Genomic DNA, 16,294 nt, shown 5'->3' on the forward strand with positions numbered 1-16,294 from the left:
AGCCCCCGACCCCGGGCGGTTCAGGAAGGACTCGGCCGCGTGATCCGGCAGGCGGCCCAGCACGCCGCGAGAAGCGGCGGCAGGATCCAGACCGGCCCCTGGGTGATCTCCCAGACGAACACCGCCCCGAAGACGGGCGCGCGCTGCGTGACCGCGAGGGTCGTCCCGGCGCCCATGAGGGCCGCCGCCGGGACGCTCGGGGACATCCCCGCCAGGTTCAGCCCGACGGCGATCGCGGCCCCGCCGCTGGCCCCCAGGGCGAAGGAGGGCGCCAGCAGCCCGCCTGTGGCTCCCGCTCCGAGTGTCGCCCCGGTGAGGAGCGGCTTGAGGACGACGACGCCGAGCAGCGCCACGAGCGCGGCGGGCACGGCGGGCGAGGCGAGCGCCCCCTGGAAGGCGTCGCGGCCATTGCCGGGCAGTTCGGGCAGCCACAGGGAGGTCGTGCCCGTGGCCAGGCCGGCGCCTCCGATCGTCAGGGGCAGGCTCCAGGAGTCCGGCAGCCGGTGCGCCTTGCACCACGTCCAGACGCGGGCCGCCAGCCATCCGAGGATCGCTGCCACCGGGACCGCCATGAGGCAGGCCAGGAGGGTCTGCGCGGTGAGAGGGGCGGCGGGCATCACCAGACTCGGCCTCCCTCCCGAGCGCCACCAGGAGACCACCGTCGCCAGGGCGCTCAGCGGCACCGCGAGGAGCGCGCCGCGCCGCCGCATCCCGGTCAGCATGACGATCTCGACGGCGTAGGCGGCCCCGCCCAGCGGCGCGTTGTACATGGCCGCCAGTCCCGCCCCCGCCGCGGAGGCGATGAGTACCGGCACCCAGGCCCGGTCGATCCGCAGGATCGTGGACAGGCGCAGGGCGATGGCCCCCGCCGCCAGTCGTGGGGCGCCCTCGCGCCCCACCGAGTTGCCCGCGCCGACGGTGAGGACCTGCACGGCGGCGTCGCCGAAGGGGCGCAGCACACCCATGCGGCGCGAGGGCGAGCCGGGGGCGCCGGAGTCGGCGACGACCTGCTCCACGCTCACCACCCCGCCGGTGGAGCGCTCCCACCACCACAGGGCGCCCGCGAGGAGACCGCCCAGGGCGGGCGCCGCGATACGGCGCCAGGCGGGCGCGGCCGCCACTCGTTCCGGCAGCGAGCCCTCCTCGACTCCGTAGAACAGCCACTCGAAGCCCTCGAGCAGGTAGGCCATGGCGATGCCGATGAGGCCCGCCGCCGCGCCCGAGAGCACCAGCGCGCCGAGAAGCCTGGCAGCCCTCGGCGGCCGGGCACGACCGGCGGCATCAGGGCGCGGGGAACAAGCGGAGGGCATCGCACCGAGGATAGTGCCGGCCGATGCGCGGACCGGTGACCGACGGCCCTCAGTCCTCGGCGGTGGCCGCGGCGTCCACGGCCTCGCCGAAGTCGGGGACATCGGCCATGGACAGCGGGCCAAGGTCCGAGGAGACCAGGTCCAGGGCCGGGCGCATCCCCAGCCACCACTGATGGCGGGGCCGGCGGTTGGTCATGTCCAGGTCATCCTCCATGCGCTCCAGGCGGCGGTGGGTGATGCGCCCGCCGGTCAGGCCCACGTAGCTGGAGTGGTCCGTGCCCCTCTCGAGCTGGTCGGCGAGCAGACCCAGGGCGTGCGCGACGAGCTTGGTGGCCATGAGGCGGTCGAAGGCCGTGGGGTCCCCGCCCTGCTGGAGGTGCCCGATGACGGCCTCGCGCACGTCGTACAGGCCCACGCCCTCGGCGGCGAAGATCTTGGCCAGCACATCCGTGGTGTAGTACTCGCTGGCCCGCTCATTGCGGATGAGCAGGTGGAGCTTCCGCCCGTTCTTGAAGGCCTCCACCATCCGCCTGGAGTCCTCCGCCAGACGCGCCAGCCCGATGCCGCCCTCGTGGAGGTAGACGCCCTCGGCGCCCGTGGCCAGGCCGCTCATGAAGGACAGGTACCCGCACTTGCGGCCCATCACCTCGGCCACGAAGCAGCGGTGCGAGGCCGCCGCCGATTGCTTGATCGAGTCCAGGGCGCTGATCGTCGCGTTGAGCGCCGTGTCCGTGCCGATCGACAGCTCGGAGCCGGGCAGGTTGTTGTCGATCGACGCCGGGACGCACAGGATGGGGATCTGGAACGCGGGGTAGCGGCCCTTCTCCGTTACCAGGCGGTGCGCGGCCAGGTAGGCGTTGTAGCCGCCGATGACGAGCAGGGCGTCGATCTCGTGCTTCTCGATGGCCCGGCCCAGGGCGTAGAGCTGCTCGACCTCGGGGACCTCCCGGCGCGTGCCGAGCTCGGCCCCGCCGTCGCCGACCCAGCCCTCGACGTCGTCCCAGCTGAGCTCGCGCACCTCGCCGTCGAGAAGGCCCGGGAATCCGCCCGCCACGCCCAGCATGGTGAAGCCGTGGTCCAGGCCCAGGCGGACCGCGGCGCGGGCCGCCGTGTTCATGCCCGGCGCGAGTCCGCCGGCATGGATGATGGCCACCCTCCTGCTGGGGGCGGCCCCGGCGGCGGTGGGCTCGGGGGGAGTGGACATCGTCTCGAAGATCCGCAGCATCTCGCCGAAACTGCGCCCCCGGGCGGCCACGGCGCCCTCCCAGTCGCCGGCCGCCACCAGGTCCTTGACCGCGCGCGTGGCCTCGACCTGCTCCATCATCGGCACGGAGCGGATGCGGTTGTGCCGCTCGACCACGATCACCGGCACCGTCTCCGGGGAGGCCTGAAGGACCTCGCGCGCCGCCTGGCATCCCAGCAGGGTGGACATCCAGCGGTCGTAGGCACTGGGCTTGCCGCCCCGCTGGACGTGCCCGAGGATCGTCACCCGGGCGTCCTCGCCGAGGCGCTCGGACAGGACCCGCTTGACGTCGTCGGCCGTGATCCGATTGCCGGAGCGGTCAGTGGCGCCCTCGGCGACGATGACCATGGACTCGCGCCGCCCCGCCCGTCGGCCCTTGGCGAGCTTGGCGCACATGTCCTCCTCCCAGCCCTCGGCAGGCGGGATCTCGGGGACGAGCACGTAGTCGCAGCCGCCGGCCACCGCCGCCATCAGCGCCAGGTAGCCGCAGTGGCGGCCCATGACCTCCACCACGAAGGTGCGCTGGTGGGAGGCGGCGGTGGAGGAGATGTCGTCGATGGCCTCCAGGATGCGGTGCAGGGCCGAGTCGGTGCCGATCGTCATGTCCGCGCCGACGAGGTCGTTGTCGATCGAGCCGACGATCCCCGCCACCATGAGCGCCGGATGCGCCTGGGCGGTCCGGGCGGTGATGCGCCCGGTCTCGGCGAGCTCGGCCACCAGGCCCGGCCAGTTCTTCCGGAACTCGTTGGTGCCGGTCAGGGAGCCGTCCCCACCGATGACGATGAGCCGGTCGATGCCGTGCTCCAGGAGGTTGGCAGCGGCGTCGAGCTGCCCGGAGCGCTCGCGGAACTCCGCGGAGCGGGCGGTGCCGATGATCGTTCCTCCCCGGTGGAGGATCGCGCCCACGGAGTCCCACTCCAGGGGGCGGATGCCCTCGCCGCCGGCGACGGCCCCGGCCCATCCCTCCATGACGGCGTAGGGCCGGGCGCCCAGGCGCAGCAGTGTGCGCACGGCGGCGCGCACCGCGGCGTTCATGCCCTGGGCGTCGCCCCCCGAGGTGAGCACCCCGACCCTGATCGGCTCCCCGGCGGGGCCGGTGGGCGCCGTGCCACCGGTCGGATCGCAGGCCACGGAGGCGACGGCGTCGATCACCGCCTCCTGGGAGGCGGTGGACGGCGGGTGCGGAGCGGTGTTGCCTGCGGCGGTCATGGGACTCCCTCTCATGCGGTCCGGCTGCGGCCCGGTCCTGTCCGGCCCAGTCCGGTCGGCCTCTATTGTGTCCCGCGCGAGGGGCCTGCGTCACACCGATGACGCGCCGTCCTCATCATCGGGGCACGAGCTGTTCGCCGACCGGCCCCCAGGACTCGCGGTCGATCCTCAGCCGCGCCGCCCCGCCCCGCGATACCCTCAGGCCAGGGCCCCGGCGGGCCCCGGGGCAGGCCGGCGCCCGACGAGAGCCGATACCCGCGCGAAAGGACACCGCCTCATGGACCTCTATGAGTACCAGGCCCGGGACCTCTTCCGCCGCCACGGCGTCCCCGTCCTGCCAGGCATCATCGCCACCACCCCCGAGGAGGCGCGCGCCGCCGCCCAGGACCTCCTCGACGGCGGGGCCGGGCTGCTCGTCGTCAAGGCCCAGGTCAAGACCGGCGGGCGCGGCAAGGCCGGCGGCGTCAAGCTCGCCCGCAGCGCCGAGGAGGCCGCTGAGCGCGCCGCCGCCATCCTCGGCATGGGCATCAAGGGCCACACCGTGCGATCCGTGCTCATATCCGAGGGGACCGACATCGCCGAGGAGTACTACTTCGCGATCCTCCTGGACCGCGCCGAGCGCGACTACCTGGCGATGTGCTCGCGCGAGGGGGGCATGGATATCGAGACCCTCGCCGCCGAGCGCCCGGAGGCCCTGGCCCGCCTCCCCATCGACCCCGTGGCCGGCCTGACCGCCGAGGCCGCGCGCCGGATCGTGGCCGCCGCGGGCTTCGAGCCCGGACGGACCGCCGACGGCGTCGCCGGCGTCATCGAGCGCCTCTGGGAGACGCTGGTGGCCGAGGACGCCACCCTCGTGGAGGTCAACCCCCTCGTTCTGGCCGATGATGGGCGGATCATCGCCCTGGACGGCAAGGTCGCCCTCGACGACAACGCCCGCTTCCGCCATCCCGATCATGAGGACCTCGTCGACGCCTCCTCCGTCGACCCCCTCGAGGCCCGCGCGAAGGAGGCCGGCCTCAACTACGTGCGCCTGAGCGGCGAGGTCGGCGTCCTGGGCAACGGCGCGGGCCTGGTCATGTCCACGCTCGACGTCGTCGCCGGGGCGGGGGAGGGGCACGGGGGAATGCGCCCCGCCAACTTCCTCGACCTGGGCGGCGGCTCCTCCGCCCAGGCCATGGCCGACGCCTTGAGCATCGTGGCCTCCGATGAGCAGGTGCGGGCCATCCTCGTCAACGTCTTCGGCGGCATCACCTCCTGCGACACCGTCGCCGAGGGCATCGTGGCCGCGATGGGCGCCCTCACCGGACCGGCCAAGCCCATCGTGGTGCGCCTGGACGGCAACAGCGCCGAGCTCGGCCGCCGCATCCTCCGCCAGGCGGATCTGCCCGGCGTCACCATCGTGGAGACCATGGACGGCGCCGCCGACGCCGTCACCGCCATCGCCGAGCAGGTCGGGCGCGGCGCGCCGGAGGGGCGGCGGGCCCCGTCCCTCCCCGCCCCGCCCACCGCCGCCCCGACCCCCCAGGAGGCCTGAGCCATGAGCATCTTCCTCACCGACTCCGACCGTGTCATCGTCCAGGGGATGACCGGGTCGGAGGGCCGCAAGCACACCCGGCGCATGCTCTGCGCCGGCACGCGGGTCGTCGCCGGCGTCAACCCCCGCAAGGCGGGCACCGCGGTCGCCTTCGACGTCGAGCCCATCGGGCCGGGCGCCGGGGCCGTGCCCACCGGAACCGTGGAGATCCCCGTCCACGGCAGTGTCGCCGCGGCCAGGGCCGCCACCGGGGCCGAGGTCTCCGTGGTCTTCGTGCCGCCGGCCTTCGCCAAGGACGCCGTCGTCGAGGCCGTCGACGCCGGGATGCGCCTCATCGTCGTCATCACCGAGGGCATCCCCGTGGCCGACGCGATCGCCCTCCGCGCCCACGCCGCCGCCCGCGGGACGCGCGTCATCGGCCCCAACTGCCCCGGCATCATCTCGCCCGGCCGCTCCAACGTGGGCATCACCCCGCCGGACATCACCGGCCCGGGCCCCATCGGACTGGTCTCCAAGTCCGGGACCCTCACCTACCAGCTCATGCACGAGCTGCGCGACCTCGGCTTCACCACCTGCATCGGCATCGGGGGGGACCCCGTCATCGGCACCACCCACATCGACGCCCTGGCCGCTTTCGAGGCCGACCCCGACACCGAGCTCATCGTCATGATCGGCGAGATCGGGGGCGACGCCGAGGAGCGCGCCGCCGCCTACATCGCCGAGAGCGTCACCAAGCCGGTGGTCGCCTACGTCGCCGGCTTCACCGCCCCCGAGGGCAGGACCATGGGCCACGCGGGCGCCATCGTCTCCGGCTCCGCGGGCACCGCCGCCGCCAAGAAGGAGGCCCTTGAAGCCGTGGGAGTCACTGTGGGCCGCACCCCGAGCCAGACCGCGGAGCTCGCGCGCCGCATCCACCGCGATCTCGCGGGCGCGCGCGCGTGAGCGGGCCCGCCCAGCGCCGGCCGGAGCCGAGCCGCCGCGCCGCCCTGCCCGACGACTGGCCCTTCGCGCTGCGCGCGGGGATCGAGGCCGTCCTCCTGGCCTGGTTCGTCGTCGTCGGCGCGACCACCGCCGTCATGATGACCTCGGCCCCGATGAGCGCCGCCACCGCCCTCACCCTGGGCTCCACGATCCGCACCGGCACGGGTCTGTGGGCTCTGGGACTGGGCGGCCGCCTCGGTGACGCCGGGGACCCCAGCGGCGCCCTGGGCCTGCCGCTCCTGGGCGTCACCATCCTCCAGGCGCTGCTCCTGCGCTCCTCCGCCCGGCGGGCCCGCCTCTCCGGCCCGGCGGCCGGGGGCGTGGCCGTCGCCTCCGCGGCCCTGACCGGGGCCATCCTCCTGCTGCTGTCCGCTCCCGGCGGCGGGGCCTGGCCGGCCCTGCCGGGCCTCATGGCCCTGGCGACCGCCGTCATCGGCGTCCGCCTCCATTCCCAGGGGCGGGGCATCCCGGCGGTGGAGCGCTGGTGGCGCCGGCGCCCCGACTGGGCGGACCCAGCGCTGGGCCTGGCCCGCGACTGCGCGATCGGACTGCTCGGCCTGTCCCTCGCGGCCCTCCTGGCGGCCGTCGTCGCCGGGGCGGGGAGGATCTCGCTCCTCCACGACTCCATCGCCGGGGGCGGCATCATCTCCTCGGCCGGGCTCGTCCTCTTCCAGGCCGCCTGGGCGCCCACGGGGCTCATCTGGGCGATGTCCTGGGTGCTCGGCCCCGGTTTCAGCGTCGGGAGCGGGACTCTCTTCGCCCCCAGCGCGATCATCGCGGACCCGGTGCCGTCCCTGCCGATCCTCGGCGCGCTCCCCGTCGGCACCTGGGGCCCCGCGCGGTTCCTGCCCTTCCTCATCGTCATCGGCGCGATCGCCATCGGCTGGCGCCATCGGGACGAGCTGACCGCTCTGAGCCTCGGGCGGGCCCTGGCCGCCGCCGCGGGCGGGACCGCCCTCCTCACCGCCGGGGTGGCCGTCCTGTGCCTGGGGGCCTCCGGCCCCATCGGGCCCGCGCGCATGGCGCACGCCGGTCCGACGACCTCCTCCGTCATCATCCTGTGCCTCGTCGAGGCCGGGCTCGGGCTGCTCGCGGCCGCCCTCGTGCTCCATCCCCGGACCCGGCTGGTGGCCCAGCGCGGCGTGAGCGCGGCCAGTCAGGCCGCCGGGGGCGCGGCCCAGGGGATGCGCGAGCGGCGCGCGGCCCACGGCGCCCACGGTGCCCATGGCGCTCGCGGCCCCCGGGAGGCCGACCACGGCGACCCGGGCGATCCGGGGGACGACGAGCCGGAGGGCGCCTCCGGGGATCAGTCCCAGTCCGACTCCGCCCCCGGCCCCGAGGACGGCGGGGTCCCCGAGGAGGAAGGCGCAGGGCCCGCGGCCCTCGTCGTGCTCGTCTCGGGGACGGGCTCGAACCTCGCCGCCCTCATCGAGGCCTGCGAGGACCCCTCCTACGGCGCCGAGGTCGTCGGCGTCGTCGCGGACAAGGACTGCTCGGGGCTGGAGCGCGCTCGCGCGGCGGGCATCCCCACTGAGGTCGTCGCCCTGACCGATCACCCGGACCGCGCAGCCTGGGACGAGGCCCTGGCCCGTTCGGTGAGCGGCTATGCGCCGGACCTCGTGGTCTGCGCCGGGTTCATGCGCCTGCTGGGGGACGCCTTCCTCGCCCGCTTCGGCGGGCGCGTCCTCAACACCCACCCCTCGCTCCTGCCCGACTTCCCGGGCGCCCACGCCGTGCGCGACGCCCTGGCAGCCGGGGCCAGGCGGGCCGGCGCCACCCTGTTCTGGGTCGACGCCGGCGTGGACACCGGGCAGATCATCGCCCAGGTGGAGGTGCCCGTGCGCCCCGACGACGACGAGGCATCGCTGACCGCGCGCATCAAGGCCGCCGAGACCCCTCAGCTCATCGAGCAGATCCACCTGCTCGTCGCCCCCGGGCGCTGAGGGGCCCGGCCCGCCGGCCCACTGGAGCTCCGCGTGCGCGGGGTCATGCGCCGCGTCGTCGCCGATGGGCGGCGACTGCTCTAGGCTGGGCCGCGGCGCGCGCCAGGTCCGATGGGCCACCGACTCCCCGGCCCGAGCGCGAGCCCACCAGACCTCCCGGTATTCGACGAAAGGCGCACCGCACAGTGGCTGAGTACATCTATCAGATGATCAAGGCGCGCAAGGCCCATGGAGACAAGGTCATCCTCGACGACGTCACCATGGCCTTCCTGCCCGGCGCCAAGATCGGCATGGTCGGCCCCAACGGCGCCGGCAAGTCCTCGATCCTCAAGATCATGGCCGGTATCGACCAGCCCTCCAACGGCGAGGCGCGACTCAGTCCCGGCTACAGCGTCGGCATCCTCATGCAGGAACCGCCCCTCAACGAGGACAAGACCGTCCTGGGCAACGTCGAGGAGGGCGTGGCCGAGATCAAGGGCAAGCTCGACCGCTTCAACGAGATCTCCGCGGCCATGGCGGACCCGGACGCGGACTTCGACGCCCTCATGGAGGAGATGGGCAAGCTCCAGACGGAGATCGACGCCGCGAACGCCTGGGACCTCGACTCCCAGCTCGAGCAGGCCATGGATGCCCTGCGCTGCCCGCCGCCGGACGCCGAGGTCAAGCACCTCTCCGGTGGTGAGCGCCGCCGCGTGGCCCTGTGCAAGCTCCTCCTGGAGGCCCCCGACCTGCTCCTCCTCGACGAGCCCACCAACCACCTCGACGCCGAGTCCGTCCTGTGGCTGGAGCAGCACCTGAGCACCTACAAGGGCGCCGTCATCGCGGTCACCCACGACCGCTACTTCCTCGACCACGTCGCCCAGTGGATCGCGGAGGTCGACCGCGGCCACCTCTACCCCTACGAGGGCAACTACTCCACCTACCTGGAGACCAAGGAGAAGCGCCTGGAGGTCCAGGGCAAGAAGGACGCCAAACTCGCCAAGCGCCTCAAGGACGAGCTGGAGTGGGTGCGCTCGTCGGCCAAGGGCCGCCAGGCCAAGTCCAAGGCCCGCCTGGCCCGCTACGAGGAGATGGCCGCCGAGGCCGAGCGCACCCGCAAGCTCGACTTCGAGGAGATCCAGATCCCGCCGGGCCCGCGCCTGGGTAACCAGGTCCTCGAGGCCAGCCATCTGCGCAAGGGCTTCGACGGCCGCACTCTCATCGACGACCTGTCCTTCACGCTGCCTCGCAACGGCATCGTCGGCATCGTCGGTCCCAACGGCGTCGGCAAGACCACGCTGTTCAAGACCATCGTGGGGCTGGAGGAGCTCGACGGCGGCAGCCTCAAGATCGGCCAGACCGTCAAGCTGTCCTACGTGGACCAGTCCCGTGCCGGCATCGACCCGGCCAAGACCCTCTGGGAGGTCGTCTCCGACGGCCTGGACTACATCCAGGTCGGGGGCGTGGAGATGCCGTCGCGCGCGTATGTGGCCTCCTTCGGCTTCAAGGGCGCGGACCAGCAGAAGCCCGCGGGGGTGCTCTCCGGCGGTGAGCGCAACCGCCTCAACCTGGCCCTGACCCTCAAGCAGGGCGGCAACCTCATCCTCCTGGACGAGCCCACGAACGACCTCGACGTCGAGACCCTGGGCTCCCTGGAGAACGCCCTCCTGGAGTTCCCCGGCTGCGCCGTCGTCATCACCCACGACCGCTGGTTCCTCGACCGCGTCGCGACCCACATCCTGGCCTGGGAGGGCACGGAGGAGAACCCGGCGAGCTGGTACTGGTTCGAGGGCAACTTCGCCTCCTACGAGGAGAACAAGGTCGCGCGCCTGGGCGCCGAGGCCGCCCGCCCCCACCGCGTCACCTACCGCAAGCTCACACGCGATTGAGCCGAGCGGCGCCGAGCTTGCTCGAGCGTCCGAGGCGATTGAGCGTGTTGGAGGCGGAGTCGAACACACGCGATTGAGCCGAGCGGCGCCGAGCTTGCTCGAGCGTCCGAGGCGATTGAGCCGACCCGCCAGATACCGTCTCGTCCCGCTCTTGCGCCCTCAAACTGCGAGGATGAGGGCGCAAGAGCGGGATGAGACGGTAGCTGCGGGCTGAGGGCTCAGGCGTCGAAGCGGACGGCCCAGTCGCCGCTGCCGCGCGAGGTGGCCGTGGGCATGCGGATCATGCCCTCCTGGGCGATCGTCGAGACCAGGCGGCCGGCGGAATCGAAGACCTCCGCCCGCGCCGCCGCGCGCCCGCCCTGCGAGGTGGGGGAGTCCTGGACGAACAGCAGCCAGTCCGAGGCGTCGACATCCCGGTGGAACCACTGGGCGTGGTCGAGCGTGGCCAGGCTCATCCCCTCACTGCGCCAGCTCAGACCCTGGCTGCGCAGCGCCGGCTCCAGCATCACCTGGTCGCACACGTAGGTCAGCAGCGCCCGGTGCACGGTCTGCGAGGCCTCGGCCGGGATGCGCCCGCGCGAGCGCAGCCACAGGCACTGCCGGTTGGTGATCTCCGGTCCGGGGTCGAGGTAGATGTTCCCCTCCACGTGGCGGATGTCGAAGGGAGCGGTCCGCCCCAGGAACTTTGCCGCCGGGTCGTCCAGCGTCCTGAAGATCTCCAGGGCGCTCACCAGCTCCTCGGGGCCGGGGACCGACGGCGCGGGCACCTGGGCCTGCGAGCCCTCCTGATCGATCTGGAAGGAGGCGATCATCGCCAGGATCGCCCGCCCCTCCTGGAGGGCGGTGGTGCGGCGCTGGGAGAAGGAGCGCCCGTCGTGGAGCCGCTCCACCTCGTAGACCACGGGCTGCTCGGGGTTCCCGCCCCGCATGAAATACGCGTGGAGCGAGTGCGGCAGGCGCGGCTCCAGGGCCTCATCGGCCGCCTCCGGAAGAGTGGCGGCGGCCGCCAGGAGCCCCTGGGCGATGACCTGCCCGCCGTAGATGCGCCCGGAGAGATGGGGCAGCGAGTCCCCGAGGAACGAGTCGCTCCCGTCGCCCTCCGCCAGTGCCAGGATGCGGGTGAGGGAGCCGAGCGGCTCCTCGCTGGCGGAGGGGACGGGATACGGCGTCGTCACAGGCCGAGCTCCTCCAGGATCGGCAGCTTGGCGCGCACGGCGACGCGGGCGTCCTCGGCGGTGGCCGAGTCGATGGCGAGGCGCGCCAGCTCCTGGCACTCCTCGAAGGTCACCGACTTCAGGACGGCGTCCACGTCCGGCAGGGCGCGGGCGGTCATCGACAGGCTCGCCACGCCGAGGCCCACGAGGACGGTGGCCAGGGCCGGGTCGGCGGCGGCCTCGCCGCATACGCCCACCGGGCGCCCGTGCGGGGCCGCGCCGTCGCAGGCCTGCTTGATCAGCCGCAGCACGGCCGGCTGCCAGGCGGTGGACAGGTCCGCCAGGGAGGACAGGAGGCGGTCCGCCGCCATGACGTACTGGGTGAGGTCATTGGTGCCCACCGAGGCGAAGTCGGCGTGCTCGAAGAGCTTGTCCGCCATGAGGGCGGCCGAGGGGACCTCGATCATCATGCCGGCCGTCTTGAGCCCGTAGGAGCGCGCCTTGTCCGTGAAGGCCTTGGCCTCATCCGCGGTGGAGATCATGGGGGCCATGACCCACACCTTGGCGTCCGTGGCGGCCTCGGCCTTGGCCAGCGCCTCGAGCTGGTGCTCCAGCACGTCGGGATCGCGGCGGGTGGTCCGGTAGGCGCGCACGCCGAGCGCGGGGTTGGCCTCCGTGGCGTCGGTGAGGAAGGGCAGGGGCTTGTCAGCGCCCGCATCCAGGGTCCGCACGACGACCTTCTTGCCGGGGAAGGCGGCCAGGACGCCGGTGTAGGCCTCCACCTGCGCCTCGATGGTGGGCTCCTCGGGCTGGTCGAGGAAGCAGAACTCCGTGCGGAACAGGCCCACGCCCATGGCCCCCGCCTCAGCGGCGCTGCGGGCGCCCGCGGCATCGCCGACGTTGGCGAGCAGCTGGACCTCCCGGCCGTCCTTCGTCGCGCCGTCGCCGTTGAAGACGCGCACCCGGCTGGCCAGCTCCTTGGCCCGGCGCAGCGCGCCCTCGTCGGGGTTGAGCGTGATGACGCCCTTGGTGCCGTCCACCAGGACGATGTCGCCATCGCCCAGCTGGTCGACGACCTCGGCTCCGGTGCCCACGATGGCGGGCATGCCCAGGGCGCGGGCGAGGATCGCCGTGTGGGATGTGGGGCCGCCCTCGGAGGTGATGAAGGCGATGACCTTCTCCGGGTCGAGCAGCGCGGTGTCCGCCGGTGCCAGGTCCTCGGCGACGAGGATGAAGGGCTCGGGCAGCATCGGGATGCCGGGCATGGGGGAGTCGGTGAGGACGGCGACGATGCGGTCGCGCACGTCGGCGACATCGCGCGTGCGCTCGGCCATGTAGCCGCCGAGCGACTCGAGCATCGAGGCGAGGGTGCCGGCGGCCTCCCAGACGGCCCGCTCGGGCACGAGCCTGCGCTCACGGACCATGGCCTGCGCGGAGGAGGTGAGGGTGGGGTCGGCGGCCATCTGTGCCGTCGTCTCCAGGAGGGTGCGGCCCTCTCCCTTGGCCTGGGCGGCGGAGAGCTCCAGGCCCTTCTTGACGGTCTGGGCCGCGGCCTCGATCCGCTCGCACTCCTTGTCGAGGTCGCGGGAGGCATCGATCAGCGCGAGCTCGGGCTCGGGGATCCCCGGCGCCATGCGGGCGACGGGCCCGGCGACGAGGCCGGGGCTCACGCCGATACCGGACAGGGAAGTGGGAGATGCATCGGACAGCGCCATGAGTGCTCCTCGTCAGTGATGGAGGCGGTCGTAGGGCCCATTGTGCACGCCTGGGGGCGTTTTCGGGAGGGAAACCGGAGTATGAATCACGATTGGCACACGACTCCGCCCGTGGGGGCGCCCGGCACCTCCGGGGAGTGATGGAGGACACATGGTGGCGAGCCGCGCCCGGCAGCGGCGCGGCGGGCCTGATAATAGGTGTTGGATCACTCTCGCTCAGGGAGTGCGGGCCGCGCATGAAGGCGAGTGAAGGAGTAGCGATGAGCACGACGGCGGAGCGCATTGTCGCGGGCCTCGGGGGCAGTGACAACATCACGGTCCTCGAGCCCTGCATCACCCGGCTCAGGGTCGAGGTCGTCGATCAGGGGAAGGTCGATGAGGAGGCGCTGAGGGCCACGGGGGCCTTCGGCGTGGTCCGCTCCGGCTCCGTCGTGCAGGTCGTCGTGGGCCCGACGGCGGATGCCCTCGCCGACGAGATCGAGGCACTCTGAGGCCCCTCCCGCTCGGCGCCCCCGTCCGGGGTGCGGGCGGGCGCGACTCGCCGATGGACGGCTTTGGCGCTCCGGCCAAGACTGTGCAAGGCTTGCAGCAACACGCGGACCCCATCCTGTTCCTACGACCGCGACTGACTACGGCGTCACCTCGGCGGGAGGGTCCGCCCGTACCCGATCCATCCCGAGCGCGACGGCATCGCACGAGCGCTCCCGGCGTGAGAGCGCTCACGAGAACAGGCGGCACTGCCCATGACTGAGTCGACCCCCGTTGGAACCGCCTCCGACGAGCCCGCGGACGAGGACCTCAAGCGCCTCGCGGAGATGCACGGCGTCTCCACCGAGTACTGGGACTATCACGGCAATCGCGCCGCCCCCAGCCGCTCCACCCTCGTGGCGGTCCTCGCCGCCCTCGGGGTCGCGGCCGCGACCGAGGCCCAGATCAAGGACTCCCTGGCCGACGCCGAGCTCGCCCCCTGGAGGCGCATCCTCCCGCCCACCGTCGTGCGCCGGCAGGGATGGGAGGCCCCCGTGGCCGTCCACGTCCCCGACGGCGCCGCGGTCGCCGTGCGCGTCGAGCTCGAGTCCGGGGGCGCCGTCGAATTGGAGCAGGCCGAGGACTGGGAGCGCCCCCGCCAGGTCGACGGCGTCCTCACCGGCCGCGCCTCCTTCCGCATCCCCGGGGACCTGCCGCTGGGCTGGCACACCCTCGTGGCCGAGATCGAGGCCGGCGAGGGCCGCCCAGCCACCACCGCCACCGCGGCGCTGGCGATGACCCCGGACCGTCTCGAGCTGCCCGCGAGCCTGGGCGAGCGCGGCTGGGGCGTCATGGCGCAGCTCTACTCCGCGCGCTCAGCCGACTCCTGGGGCATCGGGGACGCGGACGACCTGACCGAGCTCGCCTCCTTCTTCGGGGACGAGGGCGCGGACTTCCTGCTCATCAACCCCCTGCACGCGGCCGAGCCCTCGGGGGAGATGACGCCGTCGCCCTACCTGCCGGTCACCCGGCGCTTCGTCAACCCGATCTACATCCGCCCCGAGGCCATTCCGGAGATGACCCGGCTGTCGGGGCCGCGCCGCTCGCTCATCCAGTGGTCCCTGGAGGAGCTCGCCGCGACCAACCGCACCGTCGACCCGATCGACCGGGACACCATCTGGAAGCTCAAGCGCGACGCCCTCGAGGTCGTCTTCTCCGCCGGGCGCTCGCGCTCCCGGCGCAGGGACTTCGAGCGCTTCCGCGCCGAGGCGGGCGAGGGACTGGAGCGCTTCGCCCTGTGGTGCGCGCTCACTGAGAAGCACGGCGAGATGGCCGACTGGCCCGAGAACCTCAAGGACCCCTCCTCGGCCTTCGTGGCCAACGAGGCCCGCGCCCTGACCGACCGCATCGACTTCTACGCCTGGCTCCAGTGGATCGTCGATGAGCAACTCGCGCGGGCCCAGGAGCAGGCCAAGGCCTCCGGCATGGCGCTGGGGATCATGGACGACCTGGCCGTGGGCGTCCACGCCCGGGGGGCGGACGTCTGGTCCGAGCCGGAGGCCTTCGCCCCCGGCATCGAGGTGGGCGCCCCGCCGGACATGTACAACCAGCTGGGGCAGAACTGGTCCCAGCCGCCGTGGAGCCCCGTCTACCTGGCCGAGACCGCCTTCCAGCCCCTGCGGGACATGGTGCGCACCGTGCTGCGCCACGCCGGCGCGCTGCGCGTCGATCACGTCATCGGCCTGTTCCGCCTGTGGTGGATCCCCAAGGGCATGGGCGCCGCCTCGGGCGCCTACGTGCGCTACGACCACGAGGCGATGGTCGGCGTGGTCCTCCTGGAGGCCTACCGCGCCGGCGCCGTCATCATCGGCGAGGACCTGGGCACCGTGGAGCCCTGGGCCCGCGATTACCTCGCCGGACGGGGAGTGCTGGGCACCTCCGTGCTCTGGTTCGAGAAGCAGGGCGATGGCTGGCCGCTCCAGCCCCAGGACTACCGGCGTCTCGCGCTGTCCACCGTCAACACCCACGACCTGCCGCCGACGGCGGGATACCTCGCCGATGAGCACGTCGCCCTGCGCGAGCGGCTCGGCCTGCTGGCCGACCCCGTCGAGCAGGTGCGCGCCGAGGCGGGCCTGGAGCGCAACCGGATGATCGAGCGCCTGCGCGAGCACAGGCTGCTGGGGGCCAACCCCTCCGAGCGCGAGATCGTCGAGGCCCTCCACCGCTACATCGTGCGCACGCCCTCGGCGCTCATCGGCGTCGCCCTCGTGGACTGCGTCGGCGAGCGCAGGACGCAGAACCAGCCGGGGACGGACCAGGAGTACCCGAACTGGAGGATCCCCCTGGCGGACAGCTCGGGCGAGCCGGTCCTCATCGAGGATCTGCCCGGCAATGCGAGGCTGGCGAGCCTCTTCCAGGCGATCCGCCAGGAGATGGGCCAGCGCCGCACGCCCCGGGACTGATCGGGGACCGTGCTCAAGCGCCTCCCAAGGGCGTTGCCGGCCCGCCCCGGGCCCAGGCGATCCTGGGCCGGGAGCGGGGCTAGGGCCAGGTGATGAGCGCGTCCCCGGGGGCCACGGCGGTGCCGGGGGCGGCGAGAGCGAGATCGGTCTGGTCGGCATCGAGGGCGACGATGGGGACGACCGGGTTGAACCCGTCCCTCTCGACCCGTGCCGGGCTCCAGGTGATGATCGGGTCTCCCGCGCGGACCTCCGCCCCCTCCTCCCGGTGGACGGTGAAGCCCCTGCCCTCCAGGCCCACGGTGTCCAGACCGAGGTGGACGAGAACGCTGCGGGAGTCGTCGGCGGTGATGACGAAGGCGTGCGGGTGGATCTTGGACACCCGCCCCGGGATCGGCGCCAGCACGACG

At 73.2% G+C, this 16,294-nt stretch carries 11 protein-coding genes; 6 read left to right on the forward strand and 5 right to left on the reverse strand.

The window, feature by feature from the left end:
- Window positions 1-20: 20 nt before the first annotated feature.
- Together B1H55_RS07240 and B1H55_RS07245 are read right to left on the reverse strand one after the other, a co-directional pair.
- Window positions 21-1,310, reverse strand: a complete 1,290-nt coding sequence (locus tag B1H55_RS07240) for a chloride channel protein (protein ID WP_077239900.1) — start codon at window positions 1,308-1,310, stop codon at window positions 21-23.
- Between the two features lie 49 nt (window positions 1,311-1,359).
- Window positions 1,360-3,762, reverse strand: a complete 2,403-nt coding sequence (locus B1H55_RS07245) for a 6-phosphofructokinase (RefSeq protein ID WP_269459587.1) — start codon at window positions 3,760-3,762, stop codon at window positions 1,360-1,362.
- A gap of 277 nt (window positions 3,763-4,039) precedes the next feature.
- Between B1H55_RS07245 and sucC the strand changes: the two genes are divergently transcribed.
- The 4 genes from sucC to ettA all read left to right on the forward strand — a co-directional run bounded on the left by sucC (window position 4,040) and on the right by ettA (window position 10,088).
- Window positions 4,040-5,296 carry an ADP-forming succinate--CoA ligase subunit beta gene (gene sucC, locus B1H55_RS07250; protein ID WP_080461658.1) on the forward strand — a complete coding sequence of 419 codons (1,257 nt, stop codon included), beginning with the start codon at window positions 4,040-4,042 and terminating at the stop codon, window positions 5,294-5,296.
- A gap of 3 nt (window positions 5,297-5,299) precedes the next feature.
- Window positions 5,300-6,238 carry a succinate--CoA ligase subunit alpha gene (gene sucD, locus B1H55_RS07255; RefSeq protein ID WP_080461659.1) on the forward strand — a complete coding sequence of 313 codons (939 nt, stop codon included), beginning with the start codon at window positions 5,300-5,302 and terminating at the stop codon, window positions 6,236-6,238.
- On the forward strand, window positions 6,235-8,220 hold the full coding sequence (purN, locus tag B1H55_RS12835) for a phosphoribosylglycinamide formyltransferase (RefSeq protein ID WP_231952593.1): 1,986 nt from the start codon (window positions 6,235-6,237) through the stop codon (window positions 8,218-8,220). Before sucD ends, purN begins: the two co-directional genes overlap by 4 nt.
- Window positions 8,221-8,405: 185 nt before the next feature.
- Window positions 8,406-10,088: an energy-dependent translational throttle protein EttA gene (gene ettA / locus B1H55_RS07265; RefSeq protein ID WP_073451171.1), complete on the forward strand. Its 1,683-nt coding sequence runs from the start codon at window positions 8,406-8,408 to the stop codon at window positions 10,086-10,088.
- A gap of 218 nt (window positions 10,089-10,306) precedes the next feature.
- Here ettA and B1H55_RS07270 read toward each other — a convergent pair whose 3' ends face one another.
- Both B1H55_RS07270 and ptsP read right to left on the reverse strand, forming a co-directional pair.
- Window positions 10,307-11,263 (reverse strand): acyl-CoA thioesterase, encoded by a 957-nt coding sequence (locus B1H55_RS07270; RefSeq protein ID WP_077239903.1) that lies wholly within the window; start codon window positions 11,261-11,263, stop codon window positions 10,307-10,309.
- Window positions 11,260-12,957 carry a phosphoenolpyruvate--protein phosphotransferase gene (gene ptsP, locus B1H55_RS07275; protein WP_073451173.1) on the reverse strand — a complete coding sequence of 566 codons (1,698 nt, stop codon included), beginning with the start codon at window positions 12,955-12,957 and terminating at the stop codon, window positions 11,260-11,262. The genes B1H55_RS07270 and ptsP overlap by 4 nt, the downstream gene beginning before the upstream one ends.
- 236 nt (window positions 12,958-13,193) lie before the next feature.
- Between ptsP and B1H55_RS07280 the strand changes: the two genes are divergently transcribed.
- Both B1H55_RS07280 and malQ read left to right on the forward strand, forming a co-directional pair.
- Entirely contained in the window at window positions 13,194-13,448 is a 255-nt protein-coding gene (locus B1H55_RS07280; protein WP_073451174.1) for a PTS sugar transporter subunit IIB, read from the forward strand.
- Window positions 13,449-13,700: 252 nt separating this feature from the next.
- Window positions 13,701-15,887 carry a 4-alpha-glucanotransferase gene (malQ, locus tag B1H55_RS07285; RefSeq protein ID WP_073451175.1) on the forward strand — a complete coding sequence of 729 codons (2,187 nt, stop codon included), beginning with the start codon at window positions 13,701-13,703 and terminating at the stop codon, window positions 15,885-15,887.
- Between the two features lie 79 nt (window positions 15,888-15,966).
- Here the strand turns inward: malQ and B1H55_RS07290 are convergent.
- A partial coding sequence (locus B1H55_RS07290) for a PTS sugar transporter subunit IIA (protein ID WP_143222414.1) occupies window positions 15,967-16,294 on the reverse strand: 328 nt, incomplete at its 5' end.

The organism is Actinomyces denticolens (genome assembly GCF_002072185.1).
GTDB lineage: Bacteria > Actinomycetota > Actinomycetes > Actinomycetales > Actinomycetaceae > Actinomyces > Actinomyces denticolens.